General features: G+C 57.3%; 21 protein-coding genes. 13 read left to right on the top strand and 8 right to left on the bottom strand.

What is annotated here, in order from left to right:
* Positions 1-75 precede the first annotated feature (75 nt).
* The 9 genes from ACVDG4_RS18480 to ACVDG4_RS18440 all read left to right on the top strand — a co-directional run bounded on the left by ACVDG4_RS18480 (position 76) and on the right by ACVDG4_RS18440 (position 8,547).
* A complete protein-coding gene (locus tag ACVDG4_RS18480) occupies positions 76-1,638 on the top strand; it encodes a SpoIIE family protein phosphatase (RefSeq protein ID WP_447236184.1) in 1,563 nt (520 codons plus the stop codon).
* 472 nt (positions 1,639-2,110) lie between these two features.
* Positions 2,111-2,356: a DUF6732 family protein gene (locus ACVDG4_RS18475; RefSeq protein WP_447236183.1), complete on the top strand. Its 246-nt coding sequence runs from the start codon at positions 2,111-2,113 to the stop codon at positions 2,354-2,356.
* Between the two features lie 89 nt (positions 2,357-2,445).
* Positions 2,446-3,111: a precorrin-8X methylmutase gene (locus ACVDG4_RS18470; protein ID WP_447236182.1), complete on the top strand. Its 666-nt coding sequence runs from the start codon at positions 2,446-2,448 to the stop codon at positions 3,109-3,111.
* Between the two features lies 1 nt (position 3,112).
* Positions 3,113-3,343, top strand: coding sequence for a hypothetical protein (locus ACVDG4_RS18465; RefSeq protein ID WP_306148180.1), 231 nt, complete (start codon positions 3,113-3,115; stop codon positions 3,341-3,343).
* A complete protein-coding gene (gene cbiE / locus ACVDG4_RS18460) occupies positions 3,340-4,539 on the top strand; it encodes a precorrin-6y C5,15-methyltransferase (decarboxylating) subunit CbiE (RefSeq protein WP_447236181.1) in 1,200 nt (399 codons plus the stop codon). Before ACVDG4_RS18465 ends, cbiE begins: the two co-directional genes overlap by 4 nt.
* Positions 4,536-5,261, top strand: coding sequence for a precorrin-2 C(20)-methyltransferase (cobI, locus tag ACVDG4_RS18455; protein ID WP_447236180.1), 726 nt, complete (start codon positions 4,536-4,538; stop codon positions 5,259-5,261). The genes cbiE and cobI overlap by 4 nt, the downstream gene beginning before the upstream one ends.
* Entirely contained in the window at positions 5,231-7,075 is a 1,845-nt protein-coding gene (gene cobJ, locus ACVDG4_RS18450; protein ID WP_447236179.1) for a precorrin-3B C(17)-methyltransferase, read from the top strand. Before cobI ends, cobJ begins: the two co-directional genes overlap by 31 nt.
* Positions 7,072-7,845: a precorrin-4 C(11)-methyltransferase gene (gene cobM / locus ACVDG4_RS18445; RefSeq protein WP_447236178.1), complete on the top strand. Its 774-nt coding sequence runs from the start codon at positions 7,072-7,074 to the stop codon at positions 7,843-7,845. Before cobJ ends, cobM begins: the two co-directional genes overlap by 4 nt.
* A 72-nt stretch (positions 7,846-7,917) precedes the next feature.
* Positions 7,918-8,547, top strand: a complete 630-nt coding sequence (locus ACVDG4_RS18440; protein WP_447236177.1) for a class I SAM-dependent DNA methyltransferase — start codon at positions 7,918-7,920, stop codon at positions 8,545-8,547.
* On the opposite strand, the gene ACVDG4_RS18435 is transcribed toward ACVDG4_RS18440, so the two are convergent.
* Positions 8,520-9,857: a cobyrinic acid a,c-diamide synthase CobB gene (locus ACVDG4_RS18435; RefSeq protein WP_447236176.1), complete on the bottom strand. Its 1,338-nt coding sequence runs from the start codon at positions 9,855-9,857 to the stop codon at positions 8,520-8,522. The two genes, ACVDG4_RS18440 and ACVDG4_RS18435, sit on opposite strands and share 28 nt — an antisense overlap.
* Entirely contained in the window at positions 9,847-10,713 is an 867-nt protein-coding gene (gene cobA, locus ACVDG4_RS18430) for a uroporphyrinogen-III C-methyltransferase (RefSeq protein ID WP_447236175.1), read from the bottom strand. The genes ACVDG4_RS18435 and cobA overlap by 11 nt, the downstream gene beginning before the upstream one ends.
* Before the next feature lie 120 nt (positions 10,714-10,833).
* Between cobA and ACVDG4_RS18425 the strand changes: the two genes are divergently transcribed.
* The 3 genes from ACVDG4_RS18425 to ACVDG4_RS18415 all read left to right on the top strand — a co-directional run bounded on the left by ACVDG4_RS18425 (position 10,834) and on the right by ACVDG4_RS18415 (position 13,863).
* Positions 10,834-11,928: a cobalt-precorrin-5B (C(1))-methyltransferase gene (locus ACVDG4_RS18425; RefSeq protein WP_447236174.1), complete on the top strand. Its 1,095-nt coding sequence runs from the start codon at positions 10,834-10,836 to the stop codon at positions 11,926-11,928.
* Positions 11,912-12,673, top strand: coding sequence for a cobalt-precorrin-6A reductase (locus ACVDG4_RS18420; RefSeq protein WP_447236173.1), 762 nt, complete (start codon positions 11,912-11,914; stop codon positions 12,671-12,673). Before ACVDG4_RS18425 ends, ACVDG4_RS18420 begins: the two co-directional genes overlap by 17 nt.
* 131 nt (positions 12,674-12,804) lie before the next feature.
* Positions 12,805-13,863: a glycoside hydrolase family 5 protein gene (locus ACVDG4_RS18415; RefSeq protein WP_447236172.1), complete on the top strand. Its 1,059-nt coding sequence runs from the start codon at positions 12,805-12,807 to the stop codon at positions 13,861-13,863.
* Positions 13,864-13,892: 29 nt separating this feature from the next.
* Here the strand turns inward: ACVDG4_RS18415 and ACVDG4_RS18410 are convergent, their stop codons facing one another.
* The 4 genes from ACVDG4_RS18410 to ACVDG4_RS18395 are packed head-to-tail and all read right to left on the bottom strand — an operon-like array spanning position 13,893 to position 17,196.
* Complete coding sequence (locus ACVDG4_RS18410) at positions 13,893-14,687, bottom strand: class I SAM-dependent methyltransferase (RefSeq protein ID WP_447236171.1); 795 nt, start codon at positions 14,685-14,687, stop codon at positions 13,893-13,895.
* Positions 14,684-15,742 carry a glycosyltransferase family 4 protein gene (locus tag ACVDG4_RS18405; protein WP_428528723.1) on the bottom strand — a complete coding sequence of 353 codons (1,059 nt, stop codon included), beginning with the start codon at positions 15,740-15,742 and terminating at the stop codon, positions 14,684-14,686. The genes ACVDG4_RS18410 and ACVDG4_RS18405 overlap by 4 nt, the downstream gene beginning before the upstream one ends.
* A 1-nt stretch (position 15,743) precedes the next feature.
* Positions 15,744-16,142 (bottom strand): 6-pyruvoyl trahydropterin synthase family protein, encoded by a 399-nt coding sequence (locus ACVDG4_RS18400; protein ID WP_209172292.1) that lies wholly within the window; start codon positions 16,140-16,142, stop codon positions 15,744-15,746.
* A 40-nt stretch (positions 16,143-16,182) separates the two neighbouring features.
* Positions 16,183-17,196 (bottom strand): zinc-dependent alcohol dehydrogenase, encoded by a 1,014-nt coding sequence (locus tag ACVDG4_RS18395; protein WP_447236170.1) that lies wholly within the window; start codon positions 17,194-17,196, stop codon positions 16,183-16,185.
* A 97-nt stretch (positions 17,197-17,293) separates the two neighbouring features.
* On the opposite strand from ACVDG4_RS18395, the gene mdoH reads away from it, so the two are divergent.
* Positions 17,294-19,126 (top strand): glucans biosynthesis glucosyltransferase MdoH, encoded by a 1,833-nt coding sequence (mdoH, locus tag ACVDG4_RS18390; protein WP_447236169.1) that lies wholly within the window; start codon positions 17,294-17,296, stop codon positions 19,124-19,126.
* A gap of 59 nt (positions 19,127-19,185) precedes the next feature.
* On the opposite strand, the gene ptsN is transcribed toward mdoH, so the two are convergent.
* Entirely contained in the window at positions 19,186-19,653 is a 468-nt protein-coding gene (gene ptsN, locus ACVDG4_RS18385; protein ID WP_133948951.1) for a PTS IIA-like nitrogen regulatory protein PtsN, read from the bottom strand.
* A gap of 68 nt (positions 19,654-19,721) precedes the next feature.
* Positions 19,722-20,309, bottom strand: coding sequence for a ribosome hibernation-promoting factor, HPF/YfiA family (gene hpf, locus ACVDG4_RS18380; protein ID WP_447236168.1), 588 nt, complete (start codon positions 20,307-20,309; stop codon positions 19,722-19,724).
* Between the last annotated feature and the right edge of the window lie 83 nt (positions 20,310-20,392).

The following is a 20,392-nucleotide window of genomic DNA, read 5'->3' as shown; positions in this document are numbered from 1 at the left end:
TATATTCATTTCGAGGCGCTGACATGTACAAAACAGCCAAATTCAGATGGCACTTCAGAGAGCGGTAAACGCAGAATGCAGACCCATAACAGTTTGAAAACACTGGATCGCTTCTGGCTCAAATTCATGGACCGCCCGCTTGTCTTCGCAGTGGTTGTTCTGCTGGCGCTCGCTTTGTTGCCGGTCGCCGTTTGGATGGACCTGCGCACGATTTCCGACCAGTCTCTCCGCTCTCAAGCCATTGATCTCGACAAGGCAATCACCGAGATCCGGACGTACTACGCCCGCAATGTCGTCGGGCGCGTGCAAAGCGCAAGTGGTGACATTCAACCGACGCATGAATACCACGAACGGGATGGCGGAATTCCCATTCCAGCAACGCTGTCAATTGAGCTCGGGGACGTCATCGGCGATCAAGGTACGCTTGAATACCGGTTCGTCTCCGATCTGCCGTTCATAGAACGCAAGCCTTACGAACTCACCGGTTTTGAGAAAAAGGCCTTGGCTGACTTCCGGGAGACCCGGGATCCCAAGGACCTGGAGATCGGCTTCACGGGGTCCTTGTTCGACCGCCAGGTTCAAATCGCCTCTCCTGTCTACATGGGAGCTTCATGTGTCGCTTGCCACAATACGCATCCTGAGAGCCCAAAAACGGACTGGGTGGTCGGCGATATCCGCGGCATCCAAGCCATCACAATTGACCAGCCCATCGCGGAAAATCTTTGGTCCTTCAAGTATTTACTGACCTATTTCGCAGGCGCTGGTGCTTTCGGGATTGCATTTTCCGGTTTGCAATGGCGTCAGGCGTATCGTTTCCACAAGATGAACGGCGACCTGGAAGCGGCGAACTCTGAAATCAGCCACCTGAACGAACAGCTGGCTTCTGAAAATGTCCGTCTCGGAGCCGAAATCGAAGTTGCGCGGCAGATCCAGATGATGGTCCTACCCACGCAAAACGAATTGGGTGAGATTGATCAGCTGGAAGTCGCCGCCTTCATGGAACCCGCCGATGAAGTTGGCGGAGACTACTATGACGTTCTGCAACTTGGGGACCGCGTCAAAATCGGCATCGGCGATGTCACCGGGCATGGTCTTGAAAGCGGCGTCCTCATGCTGATGGTGCAGTCGGTGGCCGTCGCCCTTCAAGAACAGGGCCCGAGCGACCCAAAACAGTTTCTTGTTGCGCTCAACAATGCGATCTGCCGCAACATCAAACGCACAAAGACCGACAAGCACCTGACCTTGTGTTTCCTGGATATTGAGCACGACAAACTGACGCTGACTGGCCAGCATGAAGAGTTGATACTGCTGCGGCGCTCAGGTGCTGTGGAGACGGTCGACACACTGGATCTTGGTTTTCCGGTTGGATTGGAAGACAACATCTCGGAATTCGTGCGCCCGCTGCCCATGCCCTTTGAGAACGGAGACACGGTTGTCCTCTATACGGACGGTGTTACAGAGGCGGAAAACACCAAGGGCGAGATGTACGGATTGGATCGGTTGATCGCGAGCACCAAGGACCATGGCCACAAGGACGCCGCACGGATGTTGGAGGCGATGATTGCCGATCTTAGATCGCATATCGGGTCGGCAGCGGTGTTTGACGACATCACTCTGCTCGTCGCCCGCCGCAGATAAGGAAAAGGTTTGAGGACTTAGGAGTGGCGGATGACCAAATCAGCCACCCGCCGTTTCCAAACGCATCGGAGCGCTGGAAGTACCGGCAAGACGCCGGCCTGAGCCCCTCCACAGGCTACGTAAAAACCCCTACCGCCTTTAACAGGCGTTGTAAATTGGCTGTTTGACGCAACCGCTTACCCACCCCTTCTCTTCGCATTGGAACGCTGTGGCGGTGCCCGCCAATATCATGTCGGATTGGTGCTTGATCCCCACATGGCCCTCCCGTACTGTGCGCCGATCTGACGGCGTCCTAATAGGGACTGAGAGAGATTCTGGATGCGGCTGACCCATACCGGGGGCCAATGCCGGCGCTGTTGAAGGCAAATCGCCCCGCATGCAGTCGAAGCTGCAGCCGAGTCGGCGTGTCTTTCTTCCTTTCCGGACAGCCGCATTCTTGTTTGCCTAAACGGCACTATGATTGGAAGAGACCATGACCCACAGGATAATCCTGTCTGCCGTGTTCGCGTTTTCAGCACCTTCAGCCGCATTTGCGCACGCAGGCCACTTGGGCGAACTTGCCGGGCACGCACATTGGGCTGGTGCCGCTGCGCTTGCAGGTGCGGCTCTCATTGCCGGTGTCGTTGCTTGGGCGAGCCGGAAAGACGAGGACAGTGCAGCCGACAGCGACGAAGCAGATGCTGAGCCCGGTGAGACTGCGGAAAATCCAGCGTCATAATCCAAAACGAGCTCCAACGAATTGCTGTTTTAGCGGCACCCGTATTTAGCCTGACACTTACCGCGCAACCCAATAACACGGACACCTGAGTGACGCTTTTGCCAGCCGATGACACGCCGCAATACGTATATGAGACGGATCCGGCGGCAATCTACCGCCAATCCTTTTCCATCGTGCGGCAAGAAGCAGACCTTTCGCATTTGCCAGAGGCCTTGCATCCAACGGCTGTCCGGTTGATCCATTCCTGCGGCATGACCGATCTACCACAAGATCTGATGTGGTCGGATGACGTTCTAGAAGCAGCACAAGCAGCTTTCGCAAAGGGAGCTCCGGTGTTTTGCGACGTGGAGATGGTAGCGCACGGCATTATCAAGAACCGCCTCCCGGAAGGCTCCGAAGTCATCTGCACATTGAATGACCCTTCGGTCCGCGGCCTTGCATCTGAGCTCAAAACGACCCGGTCAGCCGCTGCTGTCGAGCTCTGGAGCGATCGGCTGGACGGGGCAATTGTCGCGATTGGAAATGCCCCAACAGCGGTATTTCATCTTCTTGAGATGATTGCTGCGGGCGGACCGAAACCTGCGGTCATTCTTGGCTTCCCGGTCGGCTTTGTCGGCGCTGCAGAATCCAAGGACGCGCTGGCCAGCAATCCGTTTGGCGTTCCCTATCTTGCCGTCAAGGGCCGCCGGGGCGGATCAGCCATGGCAGCCGCTGCCGTAAATGCCCTTGCCGCCGGTTTGCCGGAAGAGGGGTGACATGACCATCGATGATCGTAAGCCCACAATGAAATCCGTCAGCAAACCAAAAGCCTTGCGTTCCCGTGGATTTCTTTCCCAGCCGAGCGCTCACGCCCCGTCCGGCGATAGTTCTTCGGGCAAACCGAACATGTCTCGCGGCAAACGACAGCCGGTTGTGTCGGATGGGGGAAAACCAGCAAACTTGACCACCAAAGTCGCCATCCAGCCCTACAAACTGGGGGACACATGAACGCCCCCTGGCTGACCCTGATCGGACTGGGTGAAGACGGCTCCTTTTCGGCCGCCGCGCAAACTGCGCTGGACGGGTCGGAAATCGTCTACGGTAGTGCCCGTCACTTTGATCTGGTTCCGGGAATATCTGGTGAAAAACGCCTATGGCCCTCGCCATTTGCCAAGGTTTTTGAGGACTTGGCTGCTCTGAAAGGCCGCTCTGTCGCCGTGCTCGCGACCGGTGATCCGCAGTGGTACGGAATTGGCTCCAGCCTCGCGCGGTATTTCCCATCCCCGGAAATGACCGTTTTCCCGGCGCCTTCCGCGTTCCAACTGGCTGCAGCGCGTCTGGGCTGGGCGGTTCAGGAGTGCGAATGCCTTTCGGTTCACGGGCGGCCAGTTGACCGGCTGCGCTGTCATCTCTACCCCGGAGCACGTTTGTTGGTTCTGACCAGCAATGGCCATGCGCCGCGCGAAATTGCCAAGCTTCTGCAAGACGAAGGTTGTGGTGCAAGCCGCATGACTGTCCTTGAACATCTTGGCGGTGAAAAGGAACAAGTTTTCTCGGGTGTTGCTCATGCATGGTCGGAAGACGCCGCTGATTTTCACACCCTTGGTATCGAAGTTGTTGCGGCCCGCGGTGCCATCATCCGCTCCCGCGTTCCAGGTCTACCGGATGAGGCCTTCCGTCACGACGGCAAGATGACCAAGCAGGAAGTGCGCGCGGTGACCCTTGCGGCGCTCAAGCCCTATCCCGGCGCGCTGTTGTGGGATGTTGGCTCCGGATGCGGGTCAGTGGCAATCGAGTGGCTGCGAGCAGCAGATCGTACAAAAGCAATTGGCCTGGAACCTCATAAAGAACGTCGATTGATGGCAGCGGAAAATGCGAGTTCCCTTGGCGTTCCGCATCTTGACCTGATTGATGCCGCCGCGCCGGACGGCTTACTCGATCTACCTGAGCCAGATGCGATCTTTATCGGCGGTGGCCTGACTGCTGACAACATGGTTGAAACATGCCTATCCGCATTGAAACCTGGGGGAACATTGGTCGCGAACGCTGTCACGCTTGAAAGCGAAGCGGTTCTCCTCGATGCCTATCAGAAACATGGCGGCGATTTGAAACGGTTGTCCGTTCAGCGCGCCAGTGCTGTTGGCGGGCTAACCGGATGGCGGCCGGCAATGCCGGTTACCCAGTGGAGTTTTGTGAAGTCATGAGCGGCACGCTCTATGGAATTGGTCTTGGACCGGGTGACCCGGAACTGATGACCCTGAAAGCGCATCGGCTGATTTCATCGGCCAGGGTGATAGCCTATCCAGCTCCAGATACCGGCGAGAGTTTTGCGCGGTCAATCGCAGCTGATACGATCCCTCAAGGCGCTCGGGAGATCCCGATTGTTGTGCCAATGCGTGTCGACCGCTTTCCTGCCCAAGAGATCTACGACAAGGCCGCTGCAGAAATCGCTGAGGTTCTGGAAACCGGTGAAGATGTGGTCGTGCTGTGTGAAGGCGATCCATTTTTCTTCGGGTCCTTCATGTATCTGTTCGACCGCCTATCCGGACGTTTCCCGTGTGAAGTTGTGCCCGGCGTCACCTCGTTAACTGCCTGCGCGGCACAACTGATGCGGCCACTGACGTCCCGCAATGACGTTCTGACTGTCATTCCTGGCCCGCTACCCGATGTCGATATCCGCGCCAAGATCGAAGAAGCCCAGGCCGTTGCCATCATGAAGGTGGGCCGGCATTTGCCGCGGTTGAAAGCACTTCTTGACGACATGAACCTTATCGACCACGCCGGGTACGTTGAACGCGCAAGCCTGCCAGAGCAGAAGGTCTACCGGCTTCAAGATCTTGATACGGACAAAGCCCCATATTTTTCCATGATCCTCATCTACAAGGGAGACGAAGCGTGGACGCTTCCCCCATCCTTCTCGTCCTGAACCAAGCTGGTCTGTATACGGCAGAAGACATCGCCAAGCGGTTTTCAACGGCGCGCATCCATGGCCTAGCCGGCCGTGTACCGACCGCCGACACGCAGTTCAACGAGACGATTGAACACATTCAGATGCTGTTCAGGGCCGGGCATCCGATCATAGGCTTTTGCGCCAGCGGCATTCTGATCAGGGCCTTGGCTCCAATCCTGTCAGACAAGCGGACCGAGCCACCCGTTGTAGCCGTGTCCGAAGATGGCTCCAGCATCGTTCCGCTGCTTGGCGGTCATCGCGGGGCCAACGAATTGGCGCGCCTTCTGGCAAAGGGCCTCGGCGGCCATGCGGCGATCACCACCGCAGGCGACACCGCCCTTGGTATCGCGCTGGATGCACCGCCCAAGGGCTGGAAACTTGCAAATCCGGAAGACGCCAAGCCGGTCATGGCTGAGCTCCTGTCCGGTGCGCCGGTTCAGGTATTGGGCTCCGCAGACTGGTTGAAGCGGGACAAACTGACAATTTCCGAGGATGCCGAACTGACGCTTTTAGCAACCGATGAACCTGTCGAGGGGACGCCAACTCGGCTTGTCTATCATCCGCAGCGGTATGTGGTTGGCGTCGGCTGTGCCCGCGGCTGCGATCCGCAAGAACTGATCGATCTGGTTGATACGCATCTTGCGGTTCAAGGCGTTGCAAAGGGCGCTGTCGCCTGTGTCGCAACCATCGATTTGAAGGCCGACGAAGCTGCCATGAATGCGTTGGCCGCCCATCTGGATGCCCCCTTACGTCTCTTCCCGGCTGAAACGCTGGAGTTGGAAAAACCGCGCCTCAAGAACCCGTCAGAAGTCGTCTACTCTGAAGTGCGCTGCCATGGTGTGGCCGAAGGCGCTGCACTTGCGGCCGTTGGCCGCGAAGGCCGATTGGTGGTCGAAAAACAAAAGACCGCAAACGCCACATGCGCCATCACTCGTGCGCTGGAACCGCTTGACGGAATGACAGTTGGCCGTGGCCGCGGCCACTTGTCGGTGATCGGTATTGGCCCGGGGAAGGACGACTGGCGCACGCCGCAGGCAACCCGTCTTCTCGCCGAAGCAAGCGATGTCGTGGGATACTCGCTTTACCTTGAAATCGTCGCCTCTCACATCACGGGCAAGACCCACCACAATTTCCCTCTTGGCGCGGAAGAAGACCGCGTGCGGTTTGCGCTCGAAGAGGCGGGCAAAGGCAAGAACGTAGCGCTGATTTCGTCTGGCGATGCCGGTATCTACGCGATGGGAGCCCTTGTTTACGAACTTCTGGATCGCGATGCCGATAACGGTGGTGTGTCCGATGCCGCCAAACGGGTCAGCATCACCAACGCACCCGGCATCTCCGCCCTTCAGGCGTGTTCAGCACAGATCGGCGCACCGCTCGGCCATGACTTCTGCGCGATCTCGCTGTCCGATCTGCTCACCCCATGGGAAGCGATCGAAAAGCGTCTCAACGCAGCGGCTGAAGGGGACTTTGTAATTGCTTTCTACAATCCAGTGTCAAAGCGGCGTAGGACACAGCTGGCCGCTGCCAAGGACATTCTGCTTAAACATAGGCCGCCAGAAACGCCGGTTGTGCTAGGTGTCAATCTTGGACGTCCGGAAGAAACCTTGCGCGTGCTGACACTGGCCGAACTTGAGGTGGATGATGTCGACATGCTGACGACAGTCATGGTTGGGTCGTCCAATTCGAAGGCGGTCAAACGCGGAGACGGCAGGAAGTTTGTCTATACACCGCGCGGCTACGCAAAACGTATCGACGCCCCGAAAGACCAGAAATCGGAAGAAACCGCATGACCGTTCACTTCATTGGCGCCGGTCCCGGCGATCCGGATCTCATCACCGTTCGTGGATTGAGGCTCATTCAGAACTGCCCGGTCTGCCTTTATGCAGGCTCGTTGGTGCCCGAACAGATTGTCGCTGCAGCGCCGGAAGGCGCGCGGGTGATCGACACGGCGCCGATGACCCTCGACGAGATTATTGCTGAAATCCAGACCGCCCACGAGAACGGCCAGGATGTGGCCCGTGTCCACTCCGGTGATCCATCTATCTACGGCGCGACGGCCGAACAGATGCGCCGCCTGGAAGCACTCGGTATCGACTATGATGTGACACCAGGCGTCCCGGCCTTTGCCGCGGCCGCCGCAGCGCTGAAAACCGAACTCACCATACCCGAAGTTGCGCAAACCGTGATTGTGACCCGGACGGCCATGAAATCCTCGGCAATGCCAAACAACGAGGATCTCGACACGCTTGGAAAAAGCGGTGCAACGCTTGCAATCCACCTGTCGATTCGGAACCTGCGCGAAGTCGAGCGGCAACTCACGCCACACTACGGCACAGATTGCCCGGTTATCGTTGCTTATCGTGTCGGATGGCCGGATGAGGCCTTCATTCACGGGACGTTGTCAACGATTGCGGAAAAGGTACGGGCAGCAAAGATCACACGCACTGCGTTGATCTTCATTGGTCACGCCTTGAAGCCCGGTCAGGATTTCAGAGCCAGCGCGCTGTATGATGCAGATCACGTGCATGTCCTACGACCGAAGAAAAAGGCCAAAGGCTAAGCGCTTCGCTATTTGCCTTTCACCTGGCTGATCCCGTAGGTTTCTTTAAGGACATCTGACGGGAGACGCCGCGTGGCTGAACGAAATCCGCTTCTGGAACATGCACTGTCGCTGAACGGCGATCCTCTTGCGATCCGGGAGTTTTATGCCAACTGGGTGCAGACCTACGATACGGATCTCCTGCTTGCGATCGGATATGTCGCTCCGCAAGTCGCTGCTGAGGCTTTGGTCCGGCATCTGGGTGACGGCAAATTGGTACTGGATGCAGGTTGCGGGACCGGACTCGTCGGGCTGGAGCTTTTAAAGCTCGACTATGAGCTCACCATCGACGGGATTGACCTCACGCCGGAAATGCTGGCTGCATCGCGAAAAAGTGGCGCTTATCGGAAATTGAATGAAGCCGACATGTGCAGCCGACTGCATGAGATCGACGACAACAGTTATGATGGCATTGTCAGCGCGGGCGTGTTTACCAGCGGCCATGTTGGACCAGATGGGCTCGATGCACTGACCCGGATTGCCAAGCCCGGTGCTCCAATCGTCTTCACCGTACGGGACACCACATGGGACACTGACGGCTTTGCGCAGAAGATCGAGAAGCTGGAAACTGATGGCGTGGTGCGGATTGTCGATATCCAGCTTAGCCCGTATCACACAAAGAAAGACGTTTTCTGTCAGCTCTGCGTGCTAAAAGTCGTTTGATAGCGTGAAATCACATGCGCAAACGACCCTATCACATTGTTTACGCGCAGCCCCATATCGGGAAGACTGTTCCCGGAAGCGTCGCTTGCCGAAAATAGCCGGTCGACGGTGCCCTCATTCACAACACTGGCATAGTGAAACTCGTGTGCTGCCAGCGAACCTGACCATGGCGCACCAGTTTTTGGGGTGATAATCCGATAGCCGAGGTGCCGTTTGCGGGTTTGGAACGACGTTTCCAGCGGCAAAAGCCCAAGCATTTTATGCCGGCAACCATCTGCGTCTACCAGCATGTCACCCAAGATCATATAGCCGCCGCATTCGCCATAGATCAGCGCGCCGTTTTCAGCGGCTGCTTGTACTCCGGAAAGGAAGGTCTGCGCCTCTGAGAGTTTGCCGGCATGAAGTTCGGGATATCCGCCCGGCAGATAGATCGCGTCGGCATCAGGCCTCGGCACTTCGTTGGCGAGCGGCGAGAAGAACGAAATCTCCGCTCCCATGCGCTGCCAGTGATCGAGCATGTGAACGTACGAGAATGCGAAGGCAATGTCCCTGGCAACCGAGATTCGTTGTCCAAGAGGTGTTGGAAGTTGGGGCACTTCATCATCAGGCGTGGCAATGCTTTGCGCCAGCGTTCGAATTCCATTGAGATCCAGATGATCTTCACAAATGCGCGCCGCTGCGTCCAGAAAAGCGTCCAGTTCTGGATGTTCCTGAGCCTGAACCAAGCCGAGATGGCGTTCCGGCAGAACCAAATCGCTCTTGCGCGGGATAGCCCCAAGGACTGCAATATCGAGCCCGCTCAGGGCTGCCCGCAGCATCTCTTCATGGCGGGCGCTGCCGACCCGATTGAGGATGACACTGGTCACTTTCACATCGGACCGGAAGTCTTTGAAGCCACTGACGAGAGCAGCAACCGACTGCGCCTGTTTCGCACAATCGACAACCAACACCACCGGGATTTGGAGCGACATTGCCAAATCTGCGGCAGACCCTTTCCCGTTTGCAGCGCCATCAAACAGACCCATGGCCCCTTCGGCGATAAGAAGATCGTGTCCAGCAGCGTGGGAACCGGCCAGCGTTCCTATTGTTCCTCCGTCCATCGCCCAGGCATCAAGGTTGATGCAGGGCGCACCACTTGCAGCTTCATGGAACTTGGGATCGATGTAATCGGGTCCGGACTTTGCCGAAACAACGGAAAGGCCCGCGTTCTTGAAAGCCCGCAGCAAGCCTAGCGTCACGGTAGTCTTGCCAGCGCCGGAGGATGGCGCTGCGATCAAGAGCCCCTTCGATCCGCCTGGATTAACCTGCATCGGCCTGTCGGGTCGCCTCGCGCAGCCCGAGTGGATCGGGTGTCAGAACCTTCCCAGACAGGGCGCCCAGCCAGTCGAGCCCAGCGCGTAAACGGACAACTTCACCAACACAGACAATGGCGGGCGGGCTGAGACCAGCGCGCTTTGCTTCTTCTGCGCAGTTTCCGAGTGTCGTTTCCAGAACTTCTTGCCCGACTAAGGACCCGTTACACACGATTCCCACAGGCTCATCCACCGAGCGTCCACCCGCAATCAGTTTGCCGGCAATTGTCTCAAGATGTTTCATTGCCATGTACATCACGATGACTGGAGAGCCTTGCGCAATACCGTCCCAGTTGATCGCATCCGGCGTCAGCCCGGTCTGATCATGTCCGGTAAGAAACGTCACAGCCTGATTGCAATCCCGGTGGGTCGCCGGGATACCGGCATAGGCCAGCCCGCCAATTCCGGCAGTAATGCCCGGTATGATCCGGAAATGAACCCCGGCCTCGACCAGTCCAAGCGCTTCTTCCCCGCCCCGCCCAAACACAAAAGGATCGCCGCCTTTAAGGCGCAAGACACGTTTGCCGGCCCGCGCATAGTCAATGAGCTTCAGAGTAATGTCCCTCTGTTTCGGGCTCGGCTTGCCACCGCGTTTACCGGCGTAGTCAAGAACGGCTCCAGGTCTTGCCCAGCCTAGAATGCTCTGATCCACAAGCGCGTCGTAAACAACCACATCCGCCTGCCGCAACCCATTGACGGCGTGCAGCGTCAAAAGGCCAGGATCCCCAGGCCCCGCTCCGGCCAGCCAGACCCATCCGGCTTCGAATTCCGGTAGAGACTGTGCAGGCAATGTCATGTGTTGTTCAGACTGCATAAATCTTGTTTACAGCGGGGATAGAAAAGCGCCAAGTCCTTCGCCGGTATAAAGCTCTCCGAATGCGACATTTCATCTCTCGATCTGCGCATTCTTGAAAAACTCGGTTATAGACATTTCATGGTCAGACCTGACGGCAAAGAATTGCGGCGCGGCTGGACGACGGGGGCATGTGCCACGGCGGCGGCGAAGGCTGCCTACCAGGCTTTGCAGACGGGTACCTTTCCGGATCCGGTCGAGATAACCCTGCCGCAAGGCAGAACGACAGACTTCGTTCTAACCCGCCACGCGGTAGATGACGGATGCGCTTCCGCGACGATTACAAAAGACGCGGGCGATGATCCGGATGTGACGCATGGGGCCGAAATCACGTCAACTGTCAGGCTTCTGCCAGAGGGAAGCGGTGTCCGGTTCAAGGCCGGGGTCGGGGTTGGCACCGTTACCCGGCCCGGCTTACCGATCCCGCCGGGTGAACCTGCAATCAATCCGGTGCCCCGCCAGATGTTGCAAACTGCCATTGAGGAAGTGACCCGCCTTTACGGCGGCACTGGCGATGTCGAGATCGAAATCTCGATTGCCGGCGGTGAGGAATTGGCACTGAAGACCATGAACCCGCGGCTTGGCATCATTGGCGGGTTGTCGGTCCTTGGAACAACCGGGATTGTGCGTCCGTTTTCTTGTGCTGCGTGGATTGCGTCCATTCACCGCGGTATTGACGTCGCCCGCGCAACCGGGCTTGAGCATGTTGTGGGCGCAACGGGGGCCATGTCGGAAAAGGCCGTGCAGTCTCGTTATAGCCTCGACGAAAGCGCCTATCTCGACATGGGAGATTTTGCCGGCGGGCTCCTGAAATACCTGCGCAGTCACCCGATCCCGAAAATCACCATGGCCGGGGGCTTTGCCAAGTTCACCAAGCTTGCCCAAGGCGCGCTCGACCTGCACTCGGCGCGGAGCTCGGTCAGTTTTGAGTTCCTTCAGGACTTGCTTCGTGAGGCCGACGCCCCAACCAGCCTCATCGCCCGTGCTGGAACATCGAATACGGCGAAGGAAGTACTCGATATGGCGGTGGCAGAGGGGATCAATCTGAGCGCGCCTCTTGCAAAGCGTGCAAAAACAGCGGTTCGAACAGTTCTGCGGGATGCGCCTGTCGACGTGGAAGTGCTGGTCGTCGACCGTCAAGGGCACATTATCGGGGAGTGTGGATTTGACGGCTGATCAACCTCACATCCTGCTGCTGGCCGGGACCTTTGAGGCCCGCGTGCTTGCAAAAAAAATCTTGGAAAGGTTTCCGACTGTTCGCCTAACAGCGTCCTTCGCGGGCGCCGTGAAAGATCTGCCAGACCTTGGTGTTCTGACGCGCATTGGCGGGTTTGGCGGCATTGAGGGGCTTTGCCAGTACCTTCAGACCGAGAAGGTTTCGCTCATCATCGATGCAACACATCCGTTTGCAGCTCAAATGAGCCGGAACGCCTTCCATGCGGCAGAGCGCGAGGACGTTGCGATCCTCCGGCTCGAGCGACCTGCCTGGCAGCAGGCGCCGAATGATCTTTGGCATCCGGTTGCCTCCATGGATGACGCCGCCGATGCGATACCCGATGGGGCCCACGCTTTTCTGGCCGCCGGGCGCAAGGAAATCGCAACGTTTTACCGGCGCGGCGATATCATCGGCACCGCCCGGATGATCGAACCACCTCCCGCTCCCTTACCGGACCACTGGTCGCTCGTGCTCTCGCGTCCGCCCCAATCGGCTGAAGAAGAAGTCGAGCTGTTCCAAGAAAAAGGCATTACCCACGTGGTGACCAAGAACAGCGGCGGAACGCGAGCCTATGCAAAAATCGAGGCCGCGCGGCAGATGCAGCTCCCGGTCATAGTAGTGGACCGGCCCGAACTGCCGTCAACGAATACTGCAGCTACGGTCAACGACGTGCTCGACTGGACCGACAAGTTTCTGAACATGTGATTCCACTGCCGAGATTTCCAGGACAACCAGCAAGCCGCAAACAACAGGTTTTTCTTGCAGGCGAACCAATTATCGCGCTTTAGTTGCGCATCAATAGCCTTACATTAGATCACGCGATCGGCAGATGTTTGATGAACACGCTCAATGCCGCCCTGGCCACTGCCTCGATCCTGCTTTTGATATTGACCGGCGCTTTCACGGCAGCAAACGCTCAAGAACGGACCTGCCTGCGCGGTGTCAATATCGCCGGTGCCGAGTTCGGCGGCTATGAAGGGCCCTATGGGCAAAGCTACATCTATCCTTCAGATGCAACACTAGCGTGGGCGGCCTCCCGGAAAATGACCGCAATCCGTCTTCCGTTCCGCTGGGAACGTCTCCAGCCGGAGCTAAATGCGGCACTGGATCACGCCGAGCTCGCCCGCCTCAAGAAGACGGTAGCCAACGCCAAACAACACGACCTAACAATCATTTTGGATCCGCACAATTTTGCTGAATACCGCGATGTGAAAATCGGTCAGGAACCAGTGACGGTGGAGGCCTTCGCAGACTTTTGGCGCAAACTCGGCTCGGAATTTTCCGGTGACCCGCGTGTCCTCTATCTTTTGATGAATGAGCCGGAGGGTGTCATCGCAACCAGGTGGTTCAAGGCCGCCCAAGCCGCAATCCTAGCGATCCGGGGCGTTGGTGCGGACAACCTCGTCCTTGTTCCCGGCACCATTTGGACCGGGGCCTCTCATTGGTTCGATGATATGCCCGGAGGATCCAATGCTGACGTCTTCAAGGGCATCGCAGACCCGGCAAACAACTTCGCCTTCGACATTCATCAGTATCTGGACGCGGATTTTTCTGGCAGGAATGCCACCTGTCCGCGAACCAAAGATGCCCTCAAGGCCCTTGAAGCGGTGACGATATGGATGCGGCAGTCCGGATTTCAGGCGCATCTCGGCGAGTTCGGCGGGACCGGGTCACCCGATTGCCTGGATGGCCTTGCAAAAGTGGCCGCGTACATCAACGGCGAGAGCGACGTCTGGATCGGCTGGACAGCCTGGGCCGCCGGTGACTGGTGGGGAGACTACGCCTTGTCACTCCAGCCACAAGGCCGCATCGACACTCCGCAGATGACGGTTCTAAAGCCGTTTTTGACCACCTCTGATGACTCGCCTGCGGTCTGCGGTGCTGCTCCGAACTAGGGTCAGGACCCAAGGTTTGCGTAACGGCCTCAGGCAGGCAGCGCGGCAAAATCGAGATGGCCGACTGTCATGTTGAACGCGCCGTCCGCGATCTGCGAGCGGCGGCTTTCCAGCCAATCATCAGCCTTGGATTTCCCAACGCCCTGTTTCACGCCAATCCCGACCCAGCCGGGCAGGAATTCAGCTAGAAAGTCCGCATGCTGTGGGCCAATCATCCAATCGGATGTACCGCTGACCACCCTGTATCCCCTGGCTTCAAAGAGCGTAATTGCCTGTTCGGCAGCTTTGGGGCCAAGCGCCGGACCAAATCCCTTGTCAGTCTTCTGGTCGCGGTTCATCGCATCACAGAGATCCTGATCGAGCGGTTCAGCAGGGCTGAAACCAGTCCGGCCATCATAGGTCAGACAGGCCAAAAACGGCTTTCTGGATGAGACGATTGCTTCGACAAGTTGCGTCAGAAATTTTTCCGAGACCAAGTCAAGGAATGCAGATGTCGTGATCGCATCGACCGCGTCAAACGGGAGTTCCTTAAGGTTGGCCGCTAGATCGATTTCCCGAGTTTGAAGCGACCCAGGTTTTGTCGCGTAGTCACGGCTAGCCGCCACCGACAGAAGATCGGCATCGTAGTCGGACAAAAACCAATGAATGTCCGGTTTTGCACCTGCCAAAGCAGCAACGGTCGAACCTGCACCGCTTGCAAGGTCCAGGATTTTGGGGGGGGCAGCCGACAAGGCTCCGAAAAACGCAGCTTCGACATCATTATTGCGGGCCGCAAGGTCCAGAGGCTCGCGCAAGGCCAACCAAGTTGCTGAAAATCCGCTCACTGCGCCACCTTCTCAATCACTGTCTCGAAAACCCTCACCGCGTCCTCCCAGCTTGGCAAGGAATGAGCGGCCTGCCGGGCCTCTGTGGCAAGGCGTTCCCTAGCCTCGGCATTAGACATAATAGTGGTAAGGGCAGCGGTTAAAGCCTGCACATCTTCCACGCCGCAATAGATCGCCCCCCCGACCGAGAGGGTGTCCTTAACCGCTCCAGCACCGCTGCCGATCACCGGCAAACCATGCGCCAGCGCTTCCGCATAGGCCATGCCGTACCCCTCATAACGGCTCGCCAGAACGAAAACGTCCGCCGAGCAATAATAATCGCTCAGCTTTTCCTGCGGTACCGCCCCATGGAACGTGACGCAGCCGGTCAGCTCCAGACTTTTAATCTGTTCCTTTAAGGCCGCGACACAGCCCGGATCCGCCTCCAGGCCGCCAACGACATCGAGATGCCAATCCATCTCTTTCAATTGGCTTAGCGCCCCAAAAAGAAGATCGTAGCCTTTCCTTTGTGTCACGGTTCCGATGGACAAGAGCCGCGTTGCACCTGCTGACGCTTTGCTCCTCTGAGTGGGAAGCTCCGTGCCCGGAAGAGCAGTACTGATCGCATCCTTTGAGATCCCGAACAGGTCCTCGATTTGAACCGCCGTCGCCGGACTTGTCACGATCACATGACGGGCATGACTGAGAGCTGCGCTTTCGCTAGCTTGCAGCCGCGCGGCGACGTCGCTAGGCAAGCCATTTTCCCGGCAGAGCGGGTGGTGAACAAGGGCGATCAGCCTCAGTCTCTTGCCGTGCTTTTCAGCGGCCTGATCCATAACGCCGTAGGCCAGGCCATCGATAATGACCACAGTATCGTCCGGGAGAGCAGAAAGAGATGCGCCAACGGCCTGGAGAGTATTTCCTGATGGGAAAGGAAACCCCGGTCCAAACGACAGCGGCCTTACATCCCAGCCGTTGGCAGCAAGACCGGCGATTACGCGCCGGTCATACCCGTATCCGCCCGTGAGCGTTTGAAGATCACCGGGATAGGCAAACACTAGCCATTTGTCCGGCATATCAGATCTTTGCCTCGTACCATGCACGGGCAACATGAGATTCAGAGATCGTCACCCGGATGGACGCAAGCTCGCCGCCCTTGCGGCCGAGCCGGTCCTGCCGCGCTGCCTCGGCCAGGTGATCATGGATGTGTTTGGTCAGGAATTCCGTGGTCGTATTGATCCCGGCAAACTCGGGCACCTCATCAAGGTTCTTGTAGTTGAGCGGCGCCAGCACTTCCTTGAGCGCTTCATGCGCCCGGCCGATATCGATCACAACACCGTTTTCATCGAGTTCTTCTGACAAAAAGGCCGCGTCTATGACAAATGTCGCTCCGTGCAGCGCCTGTGCCGGACCAAATAGTTCCCCTTTGAAGGAGTGGGCAATCATCACGTGATCGCGAACTTCTACAGCAAACATATTGTATTCCTAAGTTCCTGAGTTTTCTGCCAAGCTGGCATCATGCCTCGCCGGCTTGGTCATAAACGATGACCGCAGCCAAGACATCTGATGCCTTGTTCAATATTTCGGGAACGCGCACTGCCGCGTCTTCAAATGGGATTTTGTGGCTGATCAGAAGATCCAGACGTGGATCGTCCAGTAGGGAAAGCGCCAATTCCATTCGCCGCCGGTAAGTCCAGCGCGCCTGCCGTTCGGCCGGAATAGTGCCCACTTGGCTTGAGATCAATTTGATCCGGCGGCTATGAAAATCAGCTCCGAGCGGCACCCCGACGGTCTGATCGCCGTACCAGCTCATTTCAATGACTGAGGCGCCGTCACCGGCGCTAGAAAGCGCCGTTTTCAGCCCGGCTGCGCTCGCACTTGTGTGGAACACGAGGTCCTGGTCCCGCGGCGCGTCCCCTGGAAGGCTGAAACGAAAACCAAGGCCGGATGCGATCTCAGCGCGACCCGGATTGATATCCACCAAAGTCACCGTTGATCCGGGGATACGGTTGCACACGTAAGCTGTCAGAAGCCCAACGACACCGCCGCCGACCACGCAGATGTGATCCCCAGGTGATGGTTTTCCATCCCATAAAGCATTGAGAGCGGTTTCTAAATTGGCCGCAAGCGTCGCCCGCTCGGCCGGGATGGGAGCAGGCACAGGGACACAGGCATCCGACGGGAGAGTGTAGAGGTCTTGATGCGGAAAGAGCGAAAAGACGAGCTTACCTGCAAGTTCAGCGTCTCCGTCAATGACGGTTCCCACGCTTGCGTAGCCGTATTTCACCGGGAAGGGAAACTGTCCCTCCTGAAAAGGCGCACGCATGCGATGCCATTCTGTTTCCGGAACCGCACCGCGGAGAACAAGCCCTTCGGTTCCCCGGCTGATTGCACTGTTCAATGCTTTGATCAGAACCTCTCCCGGCTGCGGCTTCGAGAGCACAGCCGGCCTGACCGCACATCCACCGTCACCGACATACCAAACGGCATGAGCTTCATGGAGATCAGCTTCTTGAGCGGGAGTTGGCATTCTGCAATTTCTCCGAACCGTGACACGCTTTTGCCACCACAACCACCTATCGCTACGCCCATTCATGCTATGTTTGCAAGGATTGGAAGTCCGAATAATGTTGCAAGTCATTGATAAACCTAACCCGGCATTGTCCAAAACGTCCATGACCGGTCGCCGGGTTCTGTTCGCCTTCCTGTTGGCGGCAAGTTTCGTTGCCTTGTCGGCGTTAATGTTCGTGACATTATCACCCGGCGGTCACACGCCTTTGGACTTCTTTATCCTTGGCTGTTTCATGGTCACACTTCCGTGGACCATTATCGGTTTTTGGAACGCAGTGATCGGTCTTTTGGTCATGCGGCTTTCCAAGGATCCTGTCGCAGCCGTGTGCCCGATTGCTCCAGGAGATGCGTCTCAATCGATCTCCAGCTCAACAGCGCTCCTCTCCTGTATCAAGGATGAGGACGTCGACGCGCTGGAGACCAATCTTACCGCAATGGCCAGCAATCTGATCCGCGCCGGCTCTGGCCATAACTTTACGCTCTATGTTTTGAGCGATACGTCCCGGGACGAAACAGCGCAGCAAGAACAGCAAATGTCGGCACGGCTGTCTGCCCGGTTTTCTGGGCAAATGGATGTCGTTTATCGGCGCCGGGCTGAAAACACCGCGTTCAAAGCCGGCAATATCGAAGATTTTTGCGAACGTTGGGGAGGTCGTCACGAGTTTGCGATCGTCCTGGATGCGGACAGCTACATGTCTGCCTCAGCGATCATCGATCTGGTACGGCGCATGGAAGTCAATCCGCAGATCGGTATCCTTCAAAGCCTCGTAGTTGGGCTTCCGACAGACAGCGCCTTTGCACGGATTTTCCAGTTTGGGATGCGTCTTGGAATGCGCTCCTACACGATCGGAAGTGCATGGTGGCAGGGGGATTGTGGGCCCTATTGGGGGCACAATGCCATCCTGCGGCTAAAGCCGTTCAAAGAACACTGCAAACTGCCAGTTCTATCTGGAACAGGTCCGCTGAGCGGTCCGGTTTTGTCGCATGACCAAGTCGAGGCTGTTCTGATGCGCCGCGCCGGATATGAAGTCCGTGTCCTGCCGCAGGAAAGCGGGAGTTATGAGGCCAATCCGCCACATCTGTTAGAGTTTATCCGCCGCGATCTTCGCTGGTGCCAGGGCAATTTGCAGTACCGTAAACTGCTCGGTCTTAAGGGCCTTAAGCCTGTCAGCCGAGCTCAGTTGGTTCTCGCCATCCTGATGTTTCTCGGGTCACCCGCCTGGATCGGATTTATGGTGGGGGCTGCAACCCTTGGAATGACCACGGATTACGCTCCTTATAGGGCGGATACCGGCGCTATTTTGTTTTTCTCCGTGCTGACAATGGTTTTTGCACCGAAGCTGGCAACTGTCGCGGATATCATAGCACGCACGGATCTTCGAAAAGCGTTTGGCGGCCCCATCCGAATACTGCTCAGCGTGATGGCTGAGATCGTCTATGCGGCCATGCTTGCGCCAATCATGGCGGTTGCTCACACCGTCTTCATGGCTGGTCTTGCTTTCGGAAAGTCTATTGGTTGGGGTGCGCAAGCGCGTGGTGTTGCGCGATTGCCGGTTTTGCTAGTCGCTTCCAAGCTCTGGCCACAAACCCTTTTCGGGGCTGCTGGCCTTGCCTGGATCGTTCAGCAACCCATTGATCTGGTTTGGCCGGTCATCCCCGTCGCGGTGGGGCCATTGCTTGCCACGATACTGGCCGTTATGACCTCGACGAAAACGCTAGGTACCTTGGCAATCCGGTCCACACTCTGGCGGATCCCCGAGGAGACCGCGCCTCCTGCCGAGTTGCTGCAGCTTCAACTTCCGGCCTTGCAAAAAGGCAGAGGGGCCGAGTTTCAGCCGCAAGACTTGCCGACAGCTGCCGCCGAACCTGAACCCGTCGAAGCGCGCTGATCAGGCACACAGCCACGCTCAGAGGTTTCAGCAATAGCAGTGTTGCGACGCCTGGCCGATCAGGCAGCGTTAGACGACGCTATTGGCTGGGTGAGAAGCTCGTAAATGTCTTCAGCTTCAGCTGCAGACCGGATCCCCTCAGTGACCGTCGCATCGCGCAATTGCCGCGCAATGCGGGCAAGGGCCTTTAAGTGGTCAGCGCCGGCCCCTTCAGGAGCCAGCAGCAGAAACACGAGATCCACCGGCTCTTCATCGAGTGAATCAAAATCGACAGGTTTGTCCAGACGCGCGAATACCCCGACAAGGCGGTCGAGACGGATAAGCTTGCCGTGCGGAATTGCGATACCTTGCCCGACGCCGGTGGAACCAAGCCGCTCACGCTGCAGCAACGTATCAAAGACTTCCCGCTCAGAAAGACCGGTCAGTTCAGCCGCCTTGGCCGCCAACTCCTGGATCGCCTGCTTTTTGCTCTTGGCTTTCAGCCTTGAGATAACCGCGTCTTTGCTCAGAAGATCACTAAGATCCATTCCTTCGCCTATCCGTTTCGGGCGCCGGCTTCCCGCTTACAAGGAAGCCGGACCCTGGCGCATCAGTGTTATTCTGCGGCGGCGTTTGCCACCAGTGCAGGGTCTATCCACCCTATATTGCCATCCGCCCTGCGGTAGACAACGTTGACACCACCATTTGCCGCATTTTTGAACATGACAACCGGCGCTTCCGTCAGATCAAGTTCCATAACGGCCATGCCTACGGTCATCGTCTTCACTTTTGCAGATGTCTCTGCAACTACCAGCGGATTGAAATCCGCCGGGACTTCCTCGTCTTCCTCCGGCGAGGCCAACACGTAGGACGCTGCTTCGAACGTCTCGCGGCCGTTGCCGTTGTGACTGTGATGATCCTTCAGTTTACGCTTGTAACGGCGTAATCGTTTTTCGATCTTGTCAGCAGCTTGATCAAAGCTGTTTCTAGGATCCTGATCCTGAGCTGACACTTGCAGCACAATTCCAGTGTCCAGATGCACGGTGCACTCGGATTTAAAACCCGTGCCCTCCCTGCTCAGTGTGACGTGGCCAGTGAAACCGCCCGTGAAGTATTTCGAAAGGGCGTCTTCGATTCGGTCTGTGATATGGACACGCATTGCGTCACCAACATCAACATTTTTACCCGAAATCCGCAAAGCCATGGGGACCTCTTCTTTTTCTATTGACCGACAGGTCACCGGCGGAACCGCCGGTGCGGAAACGAGAAACGTTTCACACCTACACA

The sequence above is a fragment of the Roseibium sp. MB-4 genome (genome assembly GCF_053005265.1).
Note: the sequence above shows the minus strand (reverse complement) of the source record. Positions and strands in the feature narration are given on the sequence as shown.